15 protein-coding genes are annotated in these 18,637 nt (G+C 70.8%); 7 read left to right on the plus strand and 8 right to left on the minus strand.

The window, feature by feature from the left end; translation table 11 throughout:
- The first annotated feature begins 523 nt into the window (after positions 1-523).
- Positions 524-1,714: a pyridoxal phosphate-dependent aminotransferase gene (locus AVW11_RS15465; protein ID WP_076044272.1), complete on the plus strand. Its 1,191-nt coding sequence runs from the start codon at positions 524-526 to the stop codon at positions 1,712-1,714.
- A gap of 223 nt (positions 1,715-1,937) precedes the next feature.
- Entirely contained in the window at positions 1,938-3,056 is a 1,119-nt protein-coding gene (locus AVW11_RS15470; protein WP_234330859.1) for a hypothetical protein, read from the plus strand.
- Between the two features lie 10 nt (positions 3,057-3,066).
- Here AVW11_RS15470 and AVW11_RS15475 read toward each other — a convergent pair whose 3' ends face one another.
- Together AVW11_RS15475 and clpB are read right to left on the minus strand one after the other, a co-directional pair.
- Entirely contained in the window at positions 3,067-3,606 is a 540-nt protein-coding gene (locus AVW11_RS15475) for a YbjN domain-containing protein (protein ID WP_030647953.1), read from the minus strand.
- Positions 3,607-3,763: 157 nt separating this feature from the next.
- Positions 3,764-6,364 carry an ATP-dependent chaperone ClpB gene (clpB, locus tag AVW11_RS15480; RefSeq protein ID WP_076044273.1) on the minus strand — a complete coding sequence of 867 codons (2,601 nt, stop codon included), beginning with the start codon at positions 6,362-6,364 and terminating at the stop codon, positions 3,764-3,766.
- Between the two features lie 113 nt (positions 6,365-6,477).
- Here clpB and AVW11_RS15485 point away from each other — a divergent pair, with 113 nt between their 5' ends.
- The gene (locus AVW11_RS15485) at positions 6,478-6,891 is read left to right on the plus strand and encodes a pyridoxamine 5'-phosphate oxidase family protein (RefSeq protein WP_030838842.1); all 414 of its coding nucleotides are present in this window, start codon (positions 6,478-6,480) and stop codon (positions 6,889-6,891) included.
- A gap of 134 nt (positions 6,892-7,025) precedes the next feature.
- Here the strand turns inward: AVW11_RS15485 and AVW11_RS15490 are convergent, their stop codons facing one another.
- Positions 7,026-7,340 (minus strand): Rieske (2Fe-2S) protein, encoded by a 315-nt coding sequence (locus AVW11_RS15490; protein ID WP_030026718.1) that lies wholly within the window; start codon positions 7,338-7,340, stop codon positions 7,026-7,028.
- A gap of 356 nt (positions 7,341-7,696) precedes the next feature.
- Between AVW11_RS15490 and AVW11_RS15500 the strand changes: the two genes are divergently transcribed.
- Positions 7,697-8,770 carry a hypothetical protein gene (locus tag AVW11_RS15500; protein ID WP_030838848.1) on the plus strand — a complete coding sequence of 358 codons (1,074 nt, stop codon included), beginning with the start codon at positions 7,697-7,699 and terminating at the stop codon, positions 8,768-8,770.
- 83 nt (positions 8,771-8,853) lie between these two features.
- On the opposite strand, the gene AVW11_RS15505 is transcribed toward AVW11_RS15500, so the two are convergent.
- Genes AVW11_RS15505 through dnaK form a run of 4 tightly spaced genes read right to left on the minus strand, consistent with a single transcriptional unit; the run spans position 8,854 to position 13,050 of the window.
- Positions 8,854-9,324 carry a heat shock protein transcriptional repressor HspR gene (locus AVW11_RS15505; protein WP_030838850.1) on the minus strand — a complete coding sequence of 157 codons (471 nt, stop codon included), beginning with the start codon at positions 9,322-9,324 and terminating at the stop codon, positions 8,854-8,856.
- A gap of 1 nt (position 9,325) precedes the next feature.
- Positions 9,326-10,504, minus strand: a complete 1,179-nt coding sequence (dnaJ, locus tag AVW11_RS15510; protein ID WP_060177076.1) for a molecular chaperone DnaJ — start codon at positions 10,502-10,504, stop codon at positions 9,326-9,328.
- A 39-nt stretch (positions 10,505-10,543) separates the two neighbouring features.
- Positions 10,544-11,203, minus strand: coding sequence for a nucleotide exchange factor GrpE (gene grpE / locus AVW11_RS15515; RefSeq protein WP_030838856.1), 660 nt, complete (start codon positions 11,201-11,203; stop codon positions 10,544-10,546).
- A complete protein-coding gene (dnaK, locus tag AVW11_RS15520) occupies positions 11,203-13,050 on the minus strand; it encodes a molecular chaperone DnaK (protein WP_060177077.1) in 1,848 nt (615 codons plus the stop codon). The genes grpE and dnaK overlap by 1 nt, the downstream gene beginning before the upstream one ends.
- Positions 13,051-13,256: 206 nt before the next feature.
- On the opposite strand from dnaK, the gene AVW11_RS15525 reads away from it, so the two are divergent.
- Together AVW11_RS15525 and AVW11_RS15530 are read left to right on the plus strand one after the other, a co-directional pair.
- Positions 13,257-13,790: a sugar transferase gene (locus tag AVW11_RS15525; protein WP_051699433.1), complete on the plus strand. Its 534-nt coding sequence runs from the start codon at positions 13,257-13,259 to the stop codon at positions 13,788-13,790.
- 110 nt (positions 13,791-13,900) lie between these two features.
- Positions 13,901-16,462, plus strand: coding sequence for a (Fe-S)-binding protein (locus AVW11_RS15530; protein WP_240528184.1), 2,562 nt, complete (start codon positions 13,901-13,903; stop codon positions 16,460-16,462).
- A gap of 72 nt (positions 16,463-16,534) precedes the next feature.
- Here AVW11_RS15530 and AVW11_RS15535 read toward each other — a convergent pair whose 3' ends face one another.
- Positions 16,535-17,398, minus strand: coding sequence for a hypothetical protein (locus AVW11_RS15535; protein WP_076044274.1), 864 nt, complete (start codon positions 17,396-17,398; stop codon positions 16,535-16,537).
- Between the two features lie 277 nt (positions 17,399-17,675).
- Here AVW11_RS15535 and AVW11_RS15540 point away from each other — a divergent pair, with 277 nt between their 5' ends.
- Entirely contained in the window at positions 17,676-18,584 is a 909-nt protein-coding gene (locus tag AVW11_RS15540) for a Yip1 family protein (protein WP_076044275.1), read from the plus strand.
- The last annotated feature ends 53 nt before the right edge of the window (positions 18,585-18,637 follow it).

Raw genomic sequence — 18,637 nt, forward strand, 5'->3', positions numbered from 1 at the left:
ACAGCGTTTTTACCCAACTTGACGGGGTTTACATCCCCCCGGGGGCTCCGCAGTTCACGTGTTCAACAGGTTGCGTCCCGCGCGTCGGGATGCATGGACAACGCGCGGGGCGCCCGAGGGGAAACGGCCCCCCGGACGCCCCCGTCAAGGCCGCGTCCGCGACCCCGTGTCAGCTGCCCCCGCCGCATCCCCCGCCCCCGCCGCCGCAGGAGGACGACGAACCGCACGAGGACGACGAACCGCAGCCCGACGAGCCGTCGCTGCCGGCCCACCAGCTGGTCCTGCCGCGGCGCGTGCGGTGCGGGCGGGAGCCGTGCCCCGCCAGCCTCCGCACGAGCCGGCTCATGAGGAACACGATCAGCGCACAGATCACGAGCACTATCAAGACGAACTCCATGTCCGCCCCTCTCTCACGCCCCGGTCCTCCCGGGGAGCGGGATCCCCGCGTCCCGCGTGACGGAGGAATGCCCCCGGCCCGCGCGGCCCAAAGCACACTTGAGCAAGTCCAGAGGTTGCCCGCAGGATGACGCCCATGAGCGCACCCGTGGGCGGCGACCGCCCCTTCCTGAACCGCCGGCTGGCGGCCTTCGGCACGACGATCTTCGCGGAGATGTCGGCGCTGGCCGCACGCACCGGGTCGATCAACCTCGGCCAGGGCTTCCCCGACACCGACGGTCCGGCGCAGATCGCCGAGGCGGCCTCCCGCGCGGTCCTCACCGGCCAGGGCAACCAGTACCCGCCGGGACCCGGCATTGCGGAGCTGCGCACCGCGATCGCCGCGCACCAGCAGCGCTTCTACGGCCTCGGCTACGACCCCGACTCCGAGGTCCTGGTCACCGCGGGCGCCACCGAGGCCATCGCCGCCTGTCTCCTCGCCCTCCTGGAGCCCGGTGACGAGGTCATCGCGCTGGAGCCGTACTACGACTCCTACGCGGCCTGCATCGCGATGGCCGGCGCCACCCGCGTCCCCGTCACCCTGCGCCCGCACGGCGGGGCCTTCGCCCTGGACCTGGACGAACTGCGCGCCGCCGTCACCCCGCGCACCCGGCTGCTGCTGCTGAACACCCCGCACAACCCCACGGGCACCGTCCTGACCCCGGACGAGCTCGCGGCGATCGCCGCGCTGGCGGTCGAGCGCGATCTGCTGGTCGTCACCGACGAGGTGTACGAGCACCTGGTCTTCGAGGGCTCCCACACCCCGCTGGCGGGCTTCCCCGGCATGCGCGAGCGCACGGTCACCATCAGCAGCGCGGGCAAGACGTACTCGTTCACGGGCTGGAAGGTGGGCTGGATCACCGCCCCGCCGGAGCTCGTCTCGGCGGTCCGCTCGGCGAAGCAGTTCCTCACCTACGTCTCCTCGGGCCCCTTCCAGTACGCCATCGCCGAGGCCCTGCACCTGCCGGACGCCTACTACGACGCTCTCCGCGCCGACCTCGCCGCCAAGCGGGACATCCTCGCCGACGGCCTCGCGGCGGCCGGCTTCCAGGTCTTCCGCCCGCGCGGCACCTACTTCATCACCACCGACATCACCCCTCTCGGCGAGAAGGACGGCCTCGCCTTCTGCCGCGCCCTGCCCGAGCGCTGCGAGGTCGTCGCCATCCCCAACCAGGTCTTCTACGACGACAAGGCCGCAGGCGCCACGCAGGTCCGCTGGGCGTTCTGCAAGAAGACCGAGGTGCTCGAAGAGGCCGTCGAACGGCTGCGGCGGCTCTGAGTCGCCCCCGCCGGAGCCTGCCCGGCGCCCCCGCCGGCGTGCCGCCGGGGGCGCACCCCGGGGAGTGCCCGATGTCACCGGAGCTTCCCGAGCCGTTCACACCCGGCGCGGGGCAGGGGGCGTTTAGTGTGCCCGAGGCTCCTCCTCGTCCGGATGGGCGTCCTCACGCACGCAGCGCAGGAAGTCGGGGTAGATGACGGCGACGGGCAGTACGTCTGTTTTCGTGCGGCCGCGGGACGTCAGGGCCGTCGGTGTGCCCGCGGCCGCGCTCGCGCTCGGCGTGTTCGCCGCGATCCGCGTGACCGGGGCCGCCGTGCTGGCCCTCGCCGCCTGGGGGGCCGGCCGCAGCCCCGTGCGGGTGCTGGGCCATTCCTGGGACTCCGTCTGGTACCTCGCCATCGCCCGGCACGGCTACGGCCGCACCCAGATCTGGCCCGTCACCGGGCTGGTGCAGAGCGACTATGCCTTCTTCCCGCTGTATCCGGCGCTGGTACGGCTGGCCGGCGGCGGTGAGTGGGGCGGGCTCTTCGTCTCCTGGACCGCGGCCGCGGTGGCCGCCGTCGGGGTCTACCGGGTCGGCGAGCTGGTGGCCGGGCGGCGCGTCGCACTGCTGCTGGTCGCGCTGTGGGCGGCGGTCCCGCACGCGGTGGTGCTCACCCTCGCCTACACCGAGCCGCTGCTGGTCGCGCTCGCCGCCTGGTCGCTGTACGCGCTGCTGCGCGAGCGCTGGCTGCTCGCCGCTTCGCTGGCGCTGGTCGCGGGGCTGACCCGGCCCACGGGGATCGCCGTGGCCGCGGCCGTGTCCGTCACGGCCCTGCACGCGCTGCTCGTGCGAAGATCCCGGGCGCCCGGTGTGTGGGCGGCCGGGCTGCTGGCGCCGGCGGGCTGGCTGGCGTACGTGGCGGCCGTCGGGGCGGCCCGCGACGACGTGGCCGGGTACTTCGCCGTCCAGCGGCAGTGGGGCTCCCGCTTCGACGGGGGCCGGGCCACCCTGTCCAAGGTCGGGGAGGTGCTCGGCGGCGGACCCGTGGCGCTCGCCACCGCCGTGTCCGCGCTCCTGCTGGCCACGGCCGTGCTGCTGGCGGTGCTGCTGTTCGCCGACCGGCCGCCGCTGCCGCTGCTCGTCTACAGCGCGGTCCTGCTGGTGATCGCCGTGGGCGGGGCGGGCTACTTCGAGTCGAAGCCGCGGTTCCTGCTGCCGGCGTTCCCGCTGCTGCTGCCGCTGGCCGCCGTGATGGCACGAGCCCGGCCGCGCTCCGCGGTCGTGGTGACCGCGGGGCTGGCCGGGCTCGGGTACGGCTACGGGGTCTACCTCCTGGTGTTCGCCAAGATGCCCCTGTGACAGCGGGGGGTCAGTTGTCCCCGCCGTCCTCGTCCTCGCCGTCGGCGGAGTCGATGTCCTTCTCCAGTCCGAGCTGCTCCGTGAGCCACTTGTCGAACTCGATGGACGCGCGGACCCAGCTGACCGTGGAGGACACGAAGTGCTCCAGGTTGACGCCGGTGCCGATCAGCATCTGCGCCTCGCCGATCAGGCGGACGGAGCCGTCGTCGTGCGTGTGGCTGTAGACCTTCGGCCACAGGGTGCGACGGTTCCAGTCGTCGATCGACTCGAGGAGCTGCGGCTTCTCGTCGATCTTGTGCGGACGGTCGTAGAAGGTCCGCACCGAGAAGACCTGCTGCTCCGCTTCGCCGCGGAACATGAAGTACGTACGGAACTCCTCCCACGGCGCCGCGAGGTCACCCTCGTCGTCGACGACGTACTTGAGCTCCATCTGCTCCAGCAGCTGCTTGACCAGATCCTGGTCGGGGACGACGGGGCCCGCCGGTCCTGTGGCCTGCGGATCGGGCTGCTGCCCTCCGAAGTTCGGAATCGAGGCCGGGTCGATGCTCACCGTGTACTTCCCTTCGTGCGGATACCTGCATCCTCCCCCATCCCGCCCACCCCATGTCCAGCCCGACGGTCACGGATCCGCTGCGGGCGGACAGGAGTGCACCCCGCGCACGTTCCTGTACGCGGGGTGCCCGGCGGCGGGACGGGGCGGACGCCGGTCAGAGCGCCTTGCCCACCAGCAGGTCCTCGCCCGCCACGTCGACCCGTACGGTGTCGCCGTCGCGCACCTCGCCGGAGAGGATCTCCTTCGCCAGGCGGTCGCCGATCGCCGTCTGGATCAGGCGGCGCAGCGGCCGGGCGCCGTACGCGGGGTCGTTGCCCTTGTCCGCCACCCAGGCCAGGGCCTCGGGGGTGACGTCCAGGGTGAGGCGCCGGTCGGCCAGGCGCTTCGCGAGGCGGCCGATCTGGAGCTCGGCGATGTGCGCCAGCTCGTCCCGGCTCAGCGCGGAGAAGACCACCAGGTCGTCCAGGCGGTTGAGGAACTCCGGCTTGAAGCTCGCCCGGACCACGTCCAGGACCTGCTGCTTCTTCTGCTCGGCCGAGGTGGCCGGGTCCATCAGGAACTGGCTGCCCAGGTTGGAGGTGAGGATCAGGATGGTGTTGCGGAAGTCGACGGTGCGGCCCTGCCCGTCGGTGAGCCGGCCGTCGTCGAGGACTTGGAGCAGGATGTCGAAGACCTCGGGGTGGGCCTTCTCCACCTCGTCGAGGAGCACCACGCTGTACGGGCGGCGCCGGACGGCCTCGGTGAGCTGGCCGCCCTCCTCGTAGCCGACGTAGCCGGGCGGGGCGCCGACGAGCCGGGCCACGCTGTGCTTCTCGGAGTACTCCGACATGTCGATGCGGACCATGGCCCGCTCGTCGTCGAAGAGGAAGTCGGCGAGCGCCTTGGCCAGCTCCGTCTTGCCCACGCCCGTCGGGCCGAGGAAGAGGAAGGAGCCGGTCGGCCGGTCCGGGTCGGCGATGCCGGCTCGGGTGCGGCGCACGGCGTCGGAGACGGCCCGTACGGCCTCGGTCTGGCCGATGAGGCGGCGGCCGAGCTCGTCCTCCATCCGGAGCAGCTTCTGGGTCTCGCCCTCCAGCAGGCGGCCCGCGGGGATGCCCGTCCAGGCGCCCACCACGTCGGCGATGTCGTCCGGGCCGACCTCGTCCTTGACCATCGTGTTCTTCGCGGTCCCGGCCTTGGAGGCCTCGGCCTCCTCCTCGGTGGCCTCGGCCAGCTCGCGCTCCAGGGCCGGGATCTCCCCGTAGAGCAGCTTGGAGGCGGCGTCGAAGTCGCCGTCGCGCTGGGCCCGCTCGGCCTGGCCGCGCAGGTCGTCCAGGCGCTCCTTGAGCTCGCCGACCCGGTTGAGGGACTGCTTCTCCTTCTCCCAGCGGGCGGTCAGGCCGCGCAGCTCCTCCTCCCGGTCGGCCAGGTCCTTGCGGATCTTGTCGAGGCGTTCGCGGGAGGCCGGGTCGGACTCGTTGTTCAGCGCCAGCTCCTCCATCCGCAGCCGGTCCACCGAGCGCTGGAGTTCGTCGATCTCGACGGGCGAGGAGTCGATCTCCATGCGCAGCCGGGACGCCGCCTCGTCGACGAGGTCGATGGCCTTGTCGGGCAGGAAGCGGGAGGTGATGTACCGGTCGGAGAGGGTCGCGGCGGCGACCAGCGCGCTGTCGTTGATGACGACCTTGTGGTGGGCCTCGTAGCGGCCCTTGAGCCCGCGCAGGATCGCGATGGTGTCCTCCACGGACGGCTCGGCGACCAGCACCTGCTGGAAGCGCCGCTCCAGCGCCGGGTCCTTCTCGATGCGCTCGCGGTACTCGTCGAGGGTGGTCGCGCCGACCATGCGCAGCTCGCCGCGGGCCAGCATGGGCTTGAGCATGTTGCCGGCGTCCATCGCGGAGTCGCCGCCGGCGCCCGCGCCGACGACCGTGTGCAGCTCGTCGATGAAGGTGATGATCTGGCCCTCGCTGGACTTGATCTCCGCGAGGACGGTCTTGAGCCGCTCCTCGAACTCGCCGCGGTACTTGGCGCCGGCGACCATGGCGCCGAGGTCGAGGGAGACGAGCCGCTTGTTCTTCAGGGACTCGGGCACGTCGCCCTTGACGATGCGCTGGGCCAGGCCCTCGACGACGGCCGTCTTGCCGACGCCGGGCTCGCCGATGAGCACCGGGTTGTTCTTCGTACGGCGCGAGAGCACCTGCACGACCCGGCGGATCTCGTGGTCGCGGCCGATGACCGGGTCGAGCTTGCCGTCGCGCGCCGCGGCCGTGAAGTCGGTGCCGAACTTCTCCAGGGCCTTGTACTGGCCCTCGGGGTCGGGGGTGGTCACCCGCCGTGCTCCTCGTGCGTTCTGGAAGGCGTCCAGCAGCTTCTTCGCCGTCGCGCCCTGGGCGGAAAGGACCTCACCGGCCCCGCCGCCCTTGGCGGCGACGGCGATGAGCAGGTGTTCGGTGGAGAGGTACTCGTCACCGAGCTTGCCCGCCTCGCTGTCGGCCTCGGCGAGCACGGCGAGCAGGTCGCGGGTGGGCTGCGGGGGCGCGACCGTGGAGCCGGTGACGCTGGGCAGCGCCGCCAGGAGGCGTTCGGCGCCGCTGCGCACGGCGGCCTGGTCGGCGTCCGTGGCGACCAGCAGGTCGATGACGTTCTCGTTGTCCTCGCCGGCGAGCAGCGCCAGCAGCAGGTGCGCGGGGGTCAGATCCGCGTGGCCTTCCTTGACGGCCCTGCTGGTGGCCGCGTTCAGCGCGTCCCGGCTCTTGTTGGTCAGCTCGGCGTCCACTGCGTCTTCTCCTCTCCGAAGGATGCAAAGGGTCTGACAGAGTCAGCGTATGCAAAGTTGAGTCTATTCCACTCAAGGCAGTTGAGGGGACGGGTTCCCGTACCCTTCGGGCCATGTCCCATGACGTACTCAACCCGACGCCCGAGTACCTCGCCTTCTGGCGGGAGCGGCACGTCTGCACACTGACCACCCCGCGCCCCGACGGGACCCCTCATGTGGTGCCGGTGGGCGTGACGTACGACCCGGAGGCCGGCCTGGCCCGGGTGATCAGCAACAAGCACAGCAAGAAGGTCCGCAACGTCCTGGCGGCGCAGGGCACACCGGAGGGCGGGGCGCGGGTGGCGGTCTGCCAGATGGAGGGGCGCCGCTGGGCCACGCTGGAGGGCCGTGCGGTGGTCCGAACGGACGAGGCGTCGGTCGCCGACGCGGTGGCGCGCTACGCGGAGCGGTACGGGCGGACGCCGTCGCCCAATCCCGACCGCGTGGTCGTGGAGATCACCCTGGACCGGGCCATGGGTCGCGCGTGAGCCGTTGATTCTTCATCTTGTCCGGTTCACGCACTGGACGGCGGCATCACAACGGCGCCATCGTGGTCAGGTCCACGATGGCGCCGTTGTGTGGGGGTAGCGCCTGAGCGATCTGCAACGACGGGGGAATCGCTTCAGGCACTGCGGGGGGTGGCGGTGGTGATGTCGGGTTCGAAGAGCTGGTGGTCCCGCTGGTCGAGATTGACGAAGACCATTCCGTAGCGCACCTCGCAGCGGACGGGCTGCGGCGCGCCGCGCGGGCGGCGCAGGCACCGGTAGGCACGTACGTCCTCGTCCTCCTCGCGCACGATGACGATCGGTTGGCCGAACAGGGTGACCATCAACGAGTCGCCGGGGTGGGGGATGGCCGTGGCGAGGTCGATGAACTGCCAGCCGGAGCGGTACGCGGACGCCATCTCGCGGCGGAAGCCGCGGTCGTCGGGGGTCATGCGGACACTCCTGCGGGAGCCTCGGTCCAGCCGGTGTCGTCCTTGCCGCCCAGCTCGGCGCTGGTCCAGCCGGTGTCGGCGTACTTGCCCACGGGTGCCGTGGTCCAGCCGGTGTCGAACTCCGTGCTCGTCAGGCTCGTGCCCTGACCGTCCCTAGCGCTCCCCGCGTCACTTTCGACGGCGCTGACTGCCCCAAAAACCGCAACGGCGGAGAAACCTATGGCAAGCACCGAGCGAAGCATTCTCTTGTACATGGTCGGCTTCGTCCTCACTTGATGGAATCCTCTCCCCCGCGTGTCAGACGATGGCTCATTCAGGCACGTCAATGCCACAGGGACGATGCATCATGTTCTTGCATGTTCAGGACCCTGGGGGGTGGAGATTTGACGCGAAACGAGACAATGGCGACACATCCCCACCCCGTCACGTCCATGTGCGCGGAGGGAACCCGGCTCTACGCCGCTGCCCTGAGCACCGGCCGGATCGCCCGGGGAGAGATCCAGAACGCCCCCTGCCTGCTGGAACTCGCCCTTCTGCAGCCCGACCCGGATGACGCGAACCAACTCCGCCCGGTTCCCCCGTCCGTGGCTTTGGCGCAACGACTCCACCCGATTGAACGCGAGATCCAGGACCGCCGACGCAGCGCTGTAGATCTCACCGACACTTTCGAGCCTTTCCTCGCCATCAGTGCGCAGAGTCCGGCCGACACCCATGCCATCACGGTGCTGGAGGGTTTCGAAAGGATCAACGCCGCGCTGAACCTCGCGACGGCCGAATGCCACACCGAGGTGCTGACGGTCCAGCCGGGCGGAGCACGCCCCTCCGAGGCTCTCACACAGGCCCTGGAGCGCGACCAGCCGCTGATCGACCGCGGGGTCAGCATACGGACCCTCTACCAGCACACCGCGCGGCACAGCCAGGGCACGCTCGCCTACGTGGACCGCATCTCCACGGGCAAGGTCGAGATCCGCACGCTCGAGGAGCTGATAGAGCGCCTCATCATCTTCGACCGCACGGTCGCCTTCATCCCCGTGAGCGACGACCGCCGGGTCGCCCTGGAACTGCGCCACCCCGGCCTCGTCGACTACCTCATCAAGGTGTTCGAGCAACTGTGGCACCGCGCCGTGCCCCTGACGGAGGAGGTGACGTACCGCAGCACCCCCGGCGGCGTCACCGGCGTGCAGCGCACCATCGCCCAGCTCCTCATCGAGGGCCACGTGGACGAGGCCATCGCCCGCCGCCTCGGGATGAACGTACGCACCTGCCGCGCGCACATCGCCAAGCTCGCCACCACCCTCGGCAGCGGCAGCCGGGCCCAGCTCGGCTACCTGATCGCCCAGTCGGGCATCCTGGGCCGCCCCTCCGCGCCGCAGGAGTGCGAGGACGCCGATCCGGGCCGGGACCCGCACCCGGACCCGCAAGTCCTCTAGAAGCCCGCTGGAAAGCCGTCAGGCCCCGCCCTGGAAGGGGCGGGGCCTGACAGGTGGTGCTCCGGGCCCGGACGGGCTCCCGTTCAGTCCAGCGGGCGCTTGGGGGCCGGGCGCCAGACGACCAGGGCGCTGCCCGGCTGCGGGGGCTGGTACGGGACCAGGTCGCGCCGGTACGAGGCGTGCACCTGGGCCTCGCGGGCCCGCAGCGTGGCGGCGGCGCCGTCCACCGCGGCGGAGAGCTCGGCGACGCGCTGCTGGAGCGCGGCGACCTGGTTCTCCAGTTCGATGATCCGCTTGATGCCCGCCAGGTTGATGCCCTCGTCCTGGGACAGCGCCTGCACCGTGCGGAGCAGCTCGATGTCCCGGGCCGAATAGCGCCGGCCGCGGCCGGCCGTGCGGTCCGGGCTGACCAGGCCGAGACGGTCGTACTGGCGCAGGGTCTGCGGGTGCAGGCCCGAGAGCTGGGCGGCCACCGAGATCACGTAGACCGGGGTCTCGTCGGTGAGTTGGTAACCGCTTCCCAGACGGGAAGACTGTCGTCGGCGGCCGTCCATGTCATGCTCCCTTCGCGGACTCGAACAGCGCGGAGCGCGGGTCCTGCGACTCCGTCGCCTCGCGGTACATCTCCAGCGCCTCGCGTGCCTTGTCGGACAGCTCGGTCGGAACCGCCACTTCCACGGTGACCAGCAGGTCCCCGCGGGTGCCGTCCTTGCGGACCGCCCCCTTGCCGCGGGCCCGCATCGTACGCCCGTTCGGGGTGCCCGGGGGCAGTTTCAGCGTCACGGACGGGCCGTTCAAGGTCGGGACCTTGATGTCGGCGCCCAGCGCCGCCTCCGCGAACGTCACCGGAACGGTCACCGTGAGGTTGTCGTCCTTGCGGCCGAACACCGGGTGGGTGCCGACGTGCACGACCACGTAGAGGTCGCCGGCCGGACCGCCCCGCTCGCCCGGAGCGCCCTTGCCGCGCAGCCGGATCCGCTGGCCGTCGAAGACGCCCGCCGGGATCCGGACCTGCATGGTGCGGGAGCTGCGGGCCCGGCCGCTGCCCTTGCAGACGTCGCAGGGGGTCTCCGCGATCAGGCCGCGGCCCTTGCAGTCCGCGCAGGGGTCGGTCAGCGAGAAGCCGCCGCCGCTGCCCCGCGAGACCTGGCCGGTGCCGACGCAGGTCGGGCACACCCTGGGCGTGCCGTTCTTGTCGCCGGTGCCCGAACAGGCCTTGCAGGGCGCCTGCGAGGACATCCGGAGCGGGACCGTGGCCCCGTCCACCGCCTCCGTGAAGGAGAGGGTGACCTCCGACTCGATGTCCTGGCCGCGGCGCGGCTGGGTGCGGGTGCCCGCACCCGCGCCGGCGCCGCGGTTGAAGAGGCCGCCGAACACGTCGCCCAGGCCGCCGCCGAAGCCGCCGGCCTGACCGCCCTGCTGGGTGCCGCCGAAGAGGTCGCCCAGGTCGAAGTTGAACGAGCCGCCGCCGCCCGGCCCGGGGCGGAAGCCGCCGTTGCCGAACAGGGCGCGCGCCTCGTCGTACTCCTTGCGCTTCTTGGCGTCCCCGAGGATGTCGTTCGCCTCGGAGATCTCCTTGAAACGCTCCTCGGCGGCGGCGTCGCCCTTGTTGGCGTCCGGGTGGAACTCGCGCGCGAGCTTGCGGTACGCCTTCTTGATCTCGGCCTCGGTGGCGTCCTTCGGGACACCGAGGACCTTGTAGTAGTCCTTCTCGACGAAGTCCTTCGTGCTCATCCCCGGTGTCCCTCCTCCCGTGCCTCTACGTGTACTGCGTCAGCCCTTGTCGGCTGCATCCGCGTCCTCGCCGGACGGCTTGTCGCCCTCCGCGGACTCGGACTTGGGGGCCGCTCCCGGCTGGGGCTCGGCCACCGCGACCCGCGCGGGACGGATCGTACGCTCGCCGATCCGGTACCCGGGCTGCAGGATCGCCACGCAGGTCGTCTCGGTGACGTCCGGCGCGTACGAGTGCATCAGGGCCTCGTGGACCGTCGGGTCGAAGGGCTCGCCCTCCTTGCCGAACTGCTGCAGGCCCATCTTGGCGGCGACCGTCTCCAGCGATTCGGCCACCGACTTGAAGCCGCCGACCAGCTCGCCGTGCTCCCGCGCCCGGCCGATGTCGTCGAGCGTCGGCAGGAGCTCCGTCAGGAGGGACGCGACCGCGATCTCCTTGACGGTGATCCGGTCCCGCTCCACCCGACGGCGGTAGTTCTGGTACTCCGCCTGGAGCCGCTGGAGGTCCGCGGTGCGCTCTCCGAGCGCGGTACGGGCCTGGTCCAGCTGCGCCAGCAGGGCCACGTCCTGTGCGCTGTCCCCGGCCGGGGCCGCCCCCTCCGCCGTGTCGGCGGAGTCGGCGGCCTTCGGCTCGGCGTCGTCCGAGGCGGCGTCGGCGGGGACTTCGGGCTTCTCGTCGAAGCCCGGGGTCTCCTCCGACATCAGGCAGCGCCACCCTTCGGCTTCTCGTCGTCGACGATCTCGGCGTCGACGACGTCGTCGTCGGCCTTGGCCTGGCCCGCGTCACCGGCGCCGCCGGCTGCGCCCTGGGCGGCCTGCGCGTCGGCGTAGATCGCCTGGCCGAGCTTCTGGCTGACCGCGGCGAGCTTCTCGGTCGCGCTGCGGATCTCGCCGGTGTCCTCGCCCTTGAGCTTCTCCTTCAGCTCGGCGACGGCGGACTCGACCTCGGTCTTGACGTCGGCCGGGACCTTGTCCTCGTTGTCCTTGAGGAACTTCTCCGTCTGGTAGACGAGCTGCTCGCCCTGGTTGCGGGACTCGGCGGCCTCCTTGCGGCGCAGGTCCTCGTCCGCGTACTGCTCCGCCTCCTGGCGCATGCGGTCGACCTCGTCCTTGCCGAGCGAGGAGCCGCCGGTGACGGTCATCTTCTGCTCCTTGCCCGTGCCGAGGTCCTTCGCGGTCACGTGCATGATGCCGTTCGCGTCGATGTCGAAGGAGACCTCGATCTGCGGGACGCCGCGGGGGGCCGGCGGCAGACCGGTCAGCTCGAACATGCCGAGCTTCTTGTTGTACGCCGCGATCTCGCGCTCGCCCTGGTAGACCTGGATCTGCACGGACGGCTGGTTGTCCTCGGCCGTCGTGAAGATCTCGGACCGCTTGGTCGGGATCGTGGTGTTGCGCTCGATGAGCTTGGTCATGATGCCGCCCTTGGTCTCGATGCCGAGGGACAGCGGGGTCACGTCGAGGAGCAGGACGTCCTTGACCTCACCCTTGAGGACACCGGCCTGGAGGGTGGCGCCGATGGCGACGACCTCGTCCGGGTTGACGCCCTTGTTGGCGTCCTGACCGCCGGTGAGCTCCTTGACGAGCTCGGCGACGGCCGGCATGCGGGTGGAGCCGCCGACCAGGACCACGTGGTCGATCTCGGACAGCTGGATGCCGGCGTCCTTGATGACGTTGTGGAACGGGGTCTTGCAGCGGTCGAGCAGGTCCGCGGTCAGCTGCTGGAACTGGGCGCGCGTGAGCTTCTCGTCCAGGTGCAGCGGGCCCTCGGCGGACGCCGTGATGTAGGGCAGGTTGATCGAGGTCTCCGTGGAGGAGGACAGCTCGATCTTCGCCTTCTCGGCGGCCTCGCGCAGACGCTGCAGGGCCATCTTGTCCTTGGACAGGTCGACGCCGTGGCCGTTGGCGAACTGCTTCACCAGGTAGTCCACGACGCGCTGGTCCCAGTCGTCACCACCGAGGTGGTTGTCACCGTTGGTGGCCTTGACCTCGACGACGCCGTCACCGATCTCCAGGAGCGACACGTCGAAGGTGCCGCCACCGAGGTCGAAGACGAGAATGGTCTGGTCGTCCTTGTCGAGACCGTAGGCCAGGGCGGCGGCCGTCGGCTCGTTGACGATGCGCAGGACGTTCAGACCCGCGATCTCGCCGGCCTCCTTCGTCGCCTGGCGCTCGGAGTCGTTGAAGTAGGCCGGGACGGTGATGACCGCGTCCGTGACCTTCTCACCCAGGTACGCCTCGGCGTCGCGCTTCAGCTTCTGCAGGATGAAGGCGCTCATCTGCTGCGGGTTGAAGTCCTTGCCATCCAGGTTGATCTTCCAGTCAGTGCCCATGTGGCGCTTGACGGAGCGGATGGTCCGGTCCACGTTCGTGACCGCCTGGCGCTTGGCCACCTCGCCGACGAGGACCTCGCCGTTCTTGGCGAAGGCGACGACGGACGGCGTGGTCCTGGCGCCCTCGGCGTTGGTGATGACGGTGGGCTCGCCGCCTTCCAGAACGCTGACGACGGAGTTAGTGGTGCCCAGGTCGATGCCGACCGCACGTGCCATTTCGATTCCTCCAGCTGACTTGAGTGGAACAGACTCAACCATGCCGCATCGCCGCGCAGGCGTCAACAGAACTGAGTCGGGTCGGCTCAACCTTTAGCTGCCCCTTACGCGCAACCCTGCGTTTCGCGCGGGGCGTGGCGGCCGGACGAGGGACCCGCGCCGCGCGGCGCGCCGAGGCCCCTCCACCCGTGCGGGAGCGTGCTGGCATGCCCCTCACACTCACCGCCCCCCGGCTGCTGCGGGTACCCGCGGCCCCGCCGGCGAAGCGGGTGCTCGACCTCGCCGGGGCGGTGGCCCTGCTCGCCGTGCTGGCCCTGCCGCTCGCGGCCGTCACCGCACTGCTGTACGCGACCCGGGGCGGGCGGCCCTTCACCCGGCAGCCTGCCGCGGGCCTGGCCGGGCGGCCCTTCCTGACCTGGCGCTTCGACACGTCCGGGCCGGGGCGGACGGGCGCACTCCTGGAGCGCTGCGCGCTCGACGGGCTCCCCCAGCTGCTCAACGTGGTCCGCGGCGAGATGTCACTGGTCGGCCCGCGCCCCGAGGCCCGTACGGACCGCCCGGACCGACTGCTCGTACGCCCCGGAATGACCGGGTTGTGGCAGGTGAGCGCGCGCTCCGACCTCCCCTGGGAGGAGATGGCACTGCTCGACCGGCATTATGTGGAGAACCACTGGCTCGGGATGGACCTCGCGATCCTTGCCCAGACCCCGCGGGCGGCCTACCGACAAAGGCTCGCCTGAGCGACACAGATCACCGCACGCTCAGCTACATTGCGGCGTCGGGAATGGGTAACCTCAAGCCTTGACTTCATAAGTTACCGCTTAGTAAGTGCCGCCCGAGGAGCCCTCCCATGCAACTCGCCGCGATCATCGTGTCGCTGGTCCTGACGGTGGTCGGCGTCGCGCTGCTCGCACGAGCCGTGGCGCAGATCTACCGCTTCGTGAAGATCGGACAGCCCGTACCGGCCGGCAGCCGCACGGACGACCCGAAGGCCCGAACGCTGACCCTCGTCCGGGAGTTCCTCGGCCACAGCCGGATGAACCGCTGGGGCATCGTCGGCTTCGCGCACTGGTTCGTCGCGATCGGCTTCCTGACGCTGCCGCCGACCCTGGCGCAGGCCTACGGCCAGCTCTTCCAGGCCGACTGGACGCTTCCCGTGCTGGGCGGCTTCCTGCCGTTCGAGCTGTACATCGAGTTCATCGGCCTGATGACGGTCGTCGGCATCCTGGTCCTGATCGCGATCCGACTGCTCAGCCTGCCCTCGCGGGCCGGCCGCAAGTCGCGCTTCGCCGGCTCGAAGGCCTGGCAGGCCTACTTCGTCGAATACATCATCCTCACCATCGGCCTCGCGATCCTGTGCCTGCGCGGCCTCGAGGGCGCCATTCACCACGTGGACGGCTGGGAGCCGGCGTACGCGATCTCGTACCCGCTGGTCATGGCCTTCGAGGGGCTGTCGCCGAGCGCGCTGCAGAACGCCATCTACTTCACCGCGATGATCAAGATCGGCACCTCGCTGATCTGGATGATCGTGGTCTCCCTGAACACCAACATGGGTGTCGCGTGGCACCGCTTCCTCGGCTTCCCGAACATCTGGTTCAAGCGGAACGCCGACGGCGCGACCGCGCTGGGCGCGCTCCAGCCGATGACCAGCGGCGGCAAGGAGATCGACTTCGAGGACCCGGGCGAGGGCGACGTCTTCGGCGTCTCGCAGGTCGAGCAGTTCTCGTGGAAGGGCATCCTCGACTTCTCCACGTGCACCGAGTGCGGCCGCTGCCAGTCGCAGTGCCCCGCCTGGAACACCGGCAAGCCGCTGTCCCCGAAGCTGCTGATCATGTCGCTGCGCGACCACGCGCACGCCAAGGCCCCGTACCTGCTGGCCGGCGGCGGCAAGACCATGGAGGGCGAGGAGAAGGCCTCCGAGGAGCAGCTGGCCGGTGTGCCGGCGGCCGCGCTGGCCGAGGCCGAGCGCCCGCTGATCGGCACGGCCCTGGAGAACGGCGTCATCGACCCGGACGTGCTGTGGTCCTGCACGACCTGCGGTGCGTGCGTGGAGCAGTGCCCCGTCGACATCGAGCACATCGACCACATCGTCGACATGCGCCGCTACCAGGTGATGATCGAGAGCGCCTTCCCGTCCGAGGCGGGCACGATGCTCAAGAACCTGGAGAAGAAGGGCAACCCCTGGGGCCTGGCGAAGAAGCAGCGCGTCGAGTGGACGAAGGAGGTCGACTTCGAGGTCCCGATCATCGGCAAGGACGCTGAGGACCTCTCCGAGTTCGACTACCTCTACTGGGTCGGCTGCGCCGGCGCCCTGGAGGACCGGGCCAAGAAGACCACGAAGGCCTTCGCCGAGCTGCTGAACATCGCGGGCGTGAAGTTCGCGATCATGGGCGGCGACGAGAAGTGCACCGGCGACTCGCCGCGCCGCCTGGGCAACGAGCCGCTGTTCCAGCAGCTGGGCCAGGAGAACGTGGCCATGCTGAACATGGCCTTCGGTGAGGACGACGACGACCCGTCGACGAAGAAGCCGAAGTCGGCGAAGCGGATCGTCTCGACCTGCCCGCACTGCTTCAACACCATCGCGAACGAGTACCCGCAGCTGGGCGGCGAGTACGAGGTCATCCACCACACGCAGCTGCTCCAGCACCTGATCGACGAGGGCCGGCTGACGCCGGTGACGCCGGTCGACGGTCTGATCACGTACCACGACCCGTGCTACCTGGGCCGGCACAACAAGGTCTACACGCCGCCGCGCGAGATCATGTCGGCCGTCCCGGGCCTGCGCCAGCAGGAGATGCACCGCCACAAGGAGCGGGGCTTCTGCTGCGGCGCGGGTGGCGCGCGGATGTGGATGGAGGAGCGGATCGGCAAGCGCATCAACAACGAGCGCGTCGACGAGGCCCTGTCCCTGAATCCCGACATCGTCTCCACCGCCTGCCCGTTCTGCCTGGTCATGCTGACCGACTCGGTCAACGGCAAGAAGAACGAGGGCCAGGCGAAGGAGTCCGTCCAGGTCGTGGACGTGGCCCAGCTGCTGCTGGAGTCGGTCAAGGCCCCGGAGCCGACCGAGGAGGAACTGGCCGCTCTGGCGGCGGAGGCCGAGGCGGAAGCCGCCGCGGCAGCCGCTGCGGCGGAGGCGGAGGCCGCTGCCAAGGCGGAGGCCGAGGCTGCTGCGAAGGCGGAGGCGGAGGCGCCTGCGGAGGCCGCGCAGCCCGCGGAGGCTGAGGCCGACGAGACCGAAGCGAAGGTCGAGCAGCCCGAGGCCGCCGGCGCGAAGGCCGACGCCGACGCGGACGCAGCAGAGGCCGAGGCTGAGGCGGCCGACGCGGAGGTTGCAGCGTCCAAGGCCGAGGCTGAGGCGGCGCCCGAGGCGAAGCCGGAAGCCGAGCCCAAGGCCGAGGGCGCCAAGTAGGCGTCTGGGCAGTCGGGCAACACACGCAACGGCCGGTCCCCGCTCGGGGGCCGGCCGTTGCGGCGTTTCCGGTCAGCCCCGGGCCGGCACCACGGCGAAGCCGAGCCCGGCGGGACCCGACGCGGCCCTGGCGCCGCCGCTCGGGACGACCCGGATACCGTGCTCCTTCTTCGGCTGCGGCGCCGCGTCGACCGTGTACGTCCCGATCAGGCTGCCGCCGAAGTCGTAGACCCAGCCGTTCCCGCCGCCCTTGCCGTCGATGACGACGAACTGCACGCGCTTGCCGTCCCGGACGAGCTCGTACGTCCAGCCGCCGTTCCGCACGCTCGGACGCTTCAGGTCGACGGTGCCGAGGACGCGGCCGTTCGGCATGGAGATCACGACGTACTTGCCGCGCGGACCGTCCACCAGCTTGGCGATCCGCCCGCCCGGCACGGCGACCCGCACCGAGCTCTCCACCTCGACGCGCCCCTCAGCCGCGGTCCGGGGCTTCGGCGTCACCCGGGGCTTCGGCTGCGGCCCCCCGTCCAGCCACGACGCCACGGTGCCGTTCGGCTGGAGCACGACGTGCAGGCCGTTGCTCCGCCCGTACGACGCGGCCGCGCCCCGGCTGACCAGGGTGTCCAGCCTGGTGGGGCCCGCGAAGATGTCGGCCTCGAAGTGGCTCCGGCCGAGCGTGTAGACCTTGGCGACGGAACCGTCCGCCAGCTTCACGGCCGTGACGAAGGCACGGACGGCAGGCGCCGGCAGTGGCCGCTGCTTCGGGTCCCCCGACGGCTTGAGCGACGGCTTGACGGGCGGCTGGGCCGACGGCTGCTCCATGCCGCCCGTCGGGGCGTCCGCGAAGGCGGACCCGGCCGGGAGGGCCAGGACGGTGGCCGCTCCGGCGACGACGACGGCGGCGGTACGGAGGGTGGTGCGGCGGCTGCTGCGCATGGTGGGACTCTTCCTCGTGCTCGTTCGTAGGCGTTCGTGCTGAGTGGAGGCGACGGCCACGAAGCTACGGGCCCGATATGTGGATATCCCGTCGAGAACGTAACGAAGAGCCGCAGAGCGCTACACAACCCCGTAAACCAGACACGCGATGGCGCCGTTCCGGGGGTGGGGGCAACCCCCCGGGGATCCCCTAAGGGATGTCACAGGTCAGCCGCAAAGGGTGCTTGTTCCGGCTGCCCGGCCACCGGGGCCCGCCGGACCAGGTACGTTCGATCACGTGGCTGGATTCAGGATCGGACGCGGACGCAACGACAACCGCCGTCCGCAACAACCCCCGCAGCAGCAGCAGTCGTACGGTCAGCAGCAACCGCCGCCGTACGGCCAGCCGCCCTACCCTCCCGTCGGCGGGCCGCCACCGCAGCAGCAGTGGCCGCAGCCGAACGCCGGGGGCCACGGCGAGCCGGAGTACTTCGACCCGTACGGGCAGCAGCAACCGCACGCGCAGCAGCCCCCGTACGGCCACGGGGGCGGCGGCAACTACACGAACGACAACCCCGGGCACACGCAGGTCTTCGCCGTCGGCGAGGACCCGTACGGCCAGGGCGCGACCTACCAGGCGGGCGCTGCCGCGGCGGCTCCGTCCGGGCCGCGGCTGCCGTGGAAGGAACTGCTCCGCGGGATCGTGACGCGGCCCGGCCAGACCTTCCTGCAGATGCGCGACTACCCCGTCTGGGGTCCGGCGCTGACCGTCACCTTCCTCTACGGCCTCCTCGCGGTGTTCGGCCTCGACGACGCCCGCAAGGACGTGATCAACGCGACGCTGTCGCAGGCCGTCCCGATCGTGCTGTCCACCGGCGTGGCCTTCGTCATCTGCGGTCTGCTCCTGGGCGCGGTCACACACACCCTGGCCCGCCAGATGGGCGGGGACGGCAGCTGGCAGCCCACCGTGGGCCTGTCGATGCTGGTCATGTCCATCACGGACGCCCCGCGCCTGCTCTTCGCCGTGTTCCTCGGCGGCGACAACATGATCGTCCAGGTGCTGGGCTGGGCCACCTGGGTCGCCGCGGGCGCGCTCTTCACCTCGCTGGTCAGCAAGTCGCACGACCTGCCGTGGCCGAAGGCGCTGGGCGCCTCCGCGATCCAGCTGATCGCCCTGTTGTCGATCATCAAGCTGGGCACCATCTAGAGGCCCGCACCCACCTGCGCGAGGGGCCCCCGGCCATGGCCGGGGGCCCCTCG

The sequence above is a fragment of the Streptomyces amritsarensis genome (genome assembly GCF_001953875.1).
In the GTDB taxonomy this organism is placed as follows: Bacteria; Actinomycetota; Actinomycetes; order Streptomycetales; family Streptomycetaceae; genus Streptomyces; species Streptomyces amritsarensis.

Excerpts from the sequence above, each read along its gene's own strand:
- AVW11_RS15465 (WP_076044272.1), top strand. The coding sequence starts at position 524 with ATGACGCCCATGAGCGCACCCGTGGGCGGCGACCGCCCCTTCCTGAAC.
- AVW11_RS15485 (WP_030838842.1), top strand. The coding sequence starts at position 6,478 with ATGTCCCATGACGTACTCAACCCGACGCCCGAGTACCTCGCCTTCTGG.
- AVW11_RS15490 (WP_030026718.1), bottom strand. The coding sequence starts at position 7,340 with ATGACCCCCGACGACCGCGGCTTCCGCCGCGAGATGGCGTCCGCGTAC.
- AVW11_RS15500 (WP_030838848.1), top strand. The coding sequence starts at position 7,697 with ATGTTCAGGACCCTGGGGGGTGGAGATTTGACGCGAAACGAGACAATG.
- AVW11_RS15505 (WP_030838850.1), bottom strand. The coding sequence starts at position 9,324 with ATGGACGGCCGCCGACGACAGTCTTCCCGTCTGGGAAGCGGTTACCAA.
- dnaJ (WP_060177076.1), bottom strand. The coding sequence starts at position 10,504 with ATGAGCACGAAGGACTTCGTCGAGAAGGACTACTACAAGGTCCTCGGT.
- grpE (WP_030838856.1), bottom strand. The coding sequence starts at position 11,203 with ATGTCGGAGGAGACCCCGGGCTTCGACGAGAAGCCCGAAGTCCCCGCC.
- dnaK (WP_060177077.1), bottom strand. The coding sequence starts at position 13,050 with ATGGCACGTGCGGTCGGCATCGACCTGGGCACCACTAACTCCGTCGTC.
- AVW11_RS15525 (WP_051699433.1), top strand. The coding sequence starts at position 13,257 with ATGCCCCTCACACTCACCGCCCCCCGGCTGCTGCGGGTACCCGCGGCC.
- AVW11_RS15530 (WP_240528184.1), top strand. The coding sequence starts at position 13,901 with ATGCAACTCGCCGCGATCATCGTGTCGCTGGTCCTGACGGTGGTCGGC.
- AVW11_RS15535 (WP_076044274.1), bottom strand. The coding sequence starts at position 17,398 with ATGCGCAGCAGCCGCCGCACCACCCTCCGTACCGCCGCCGTCGTCGTC.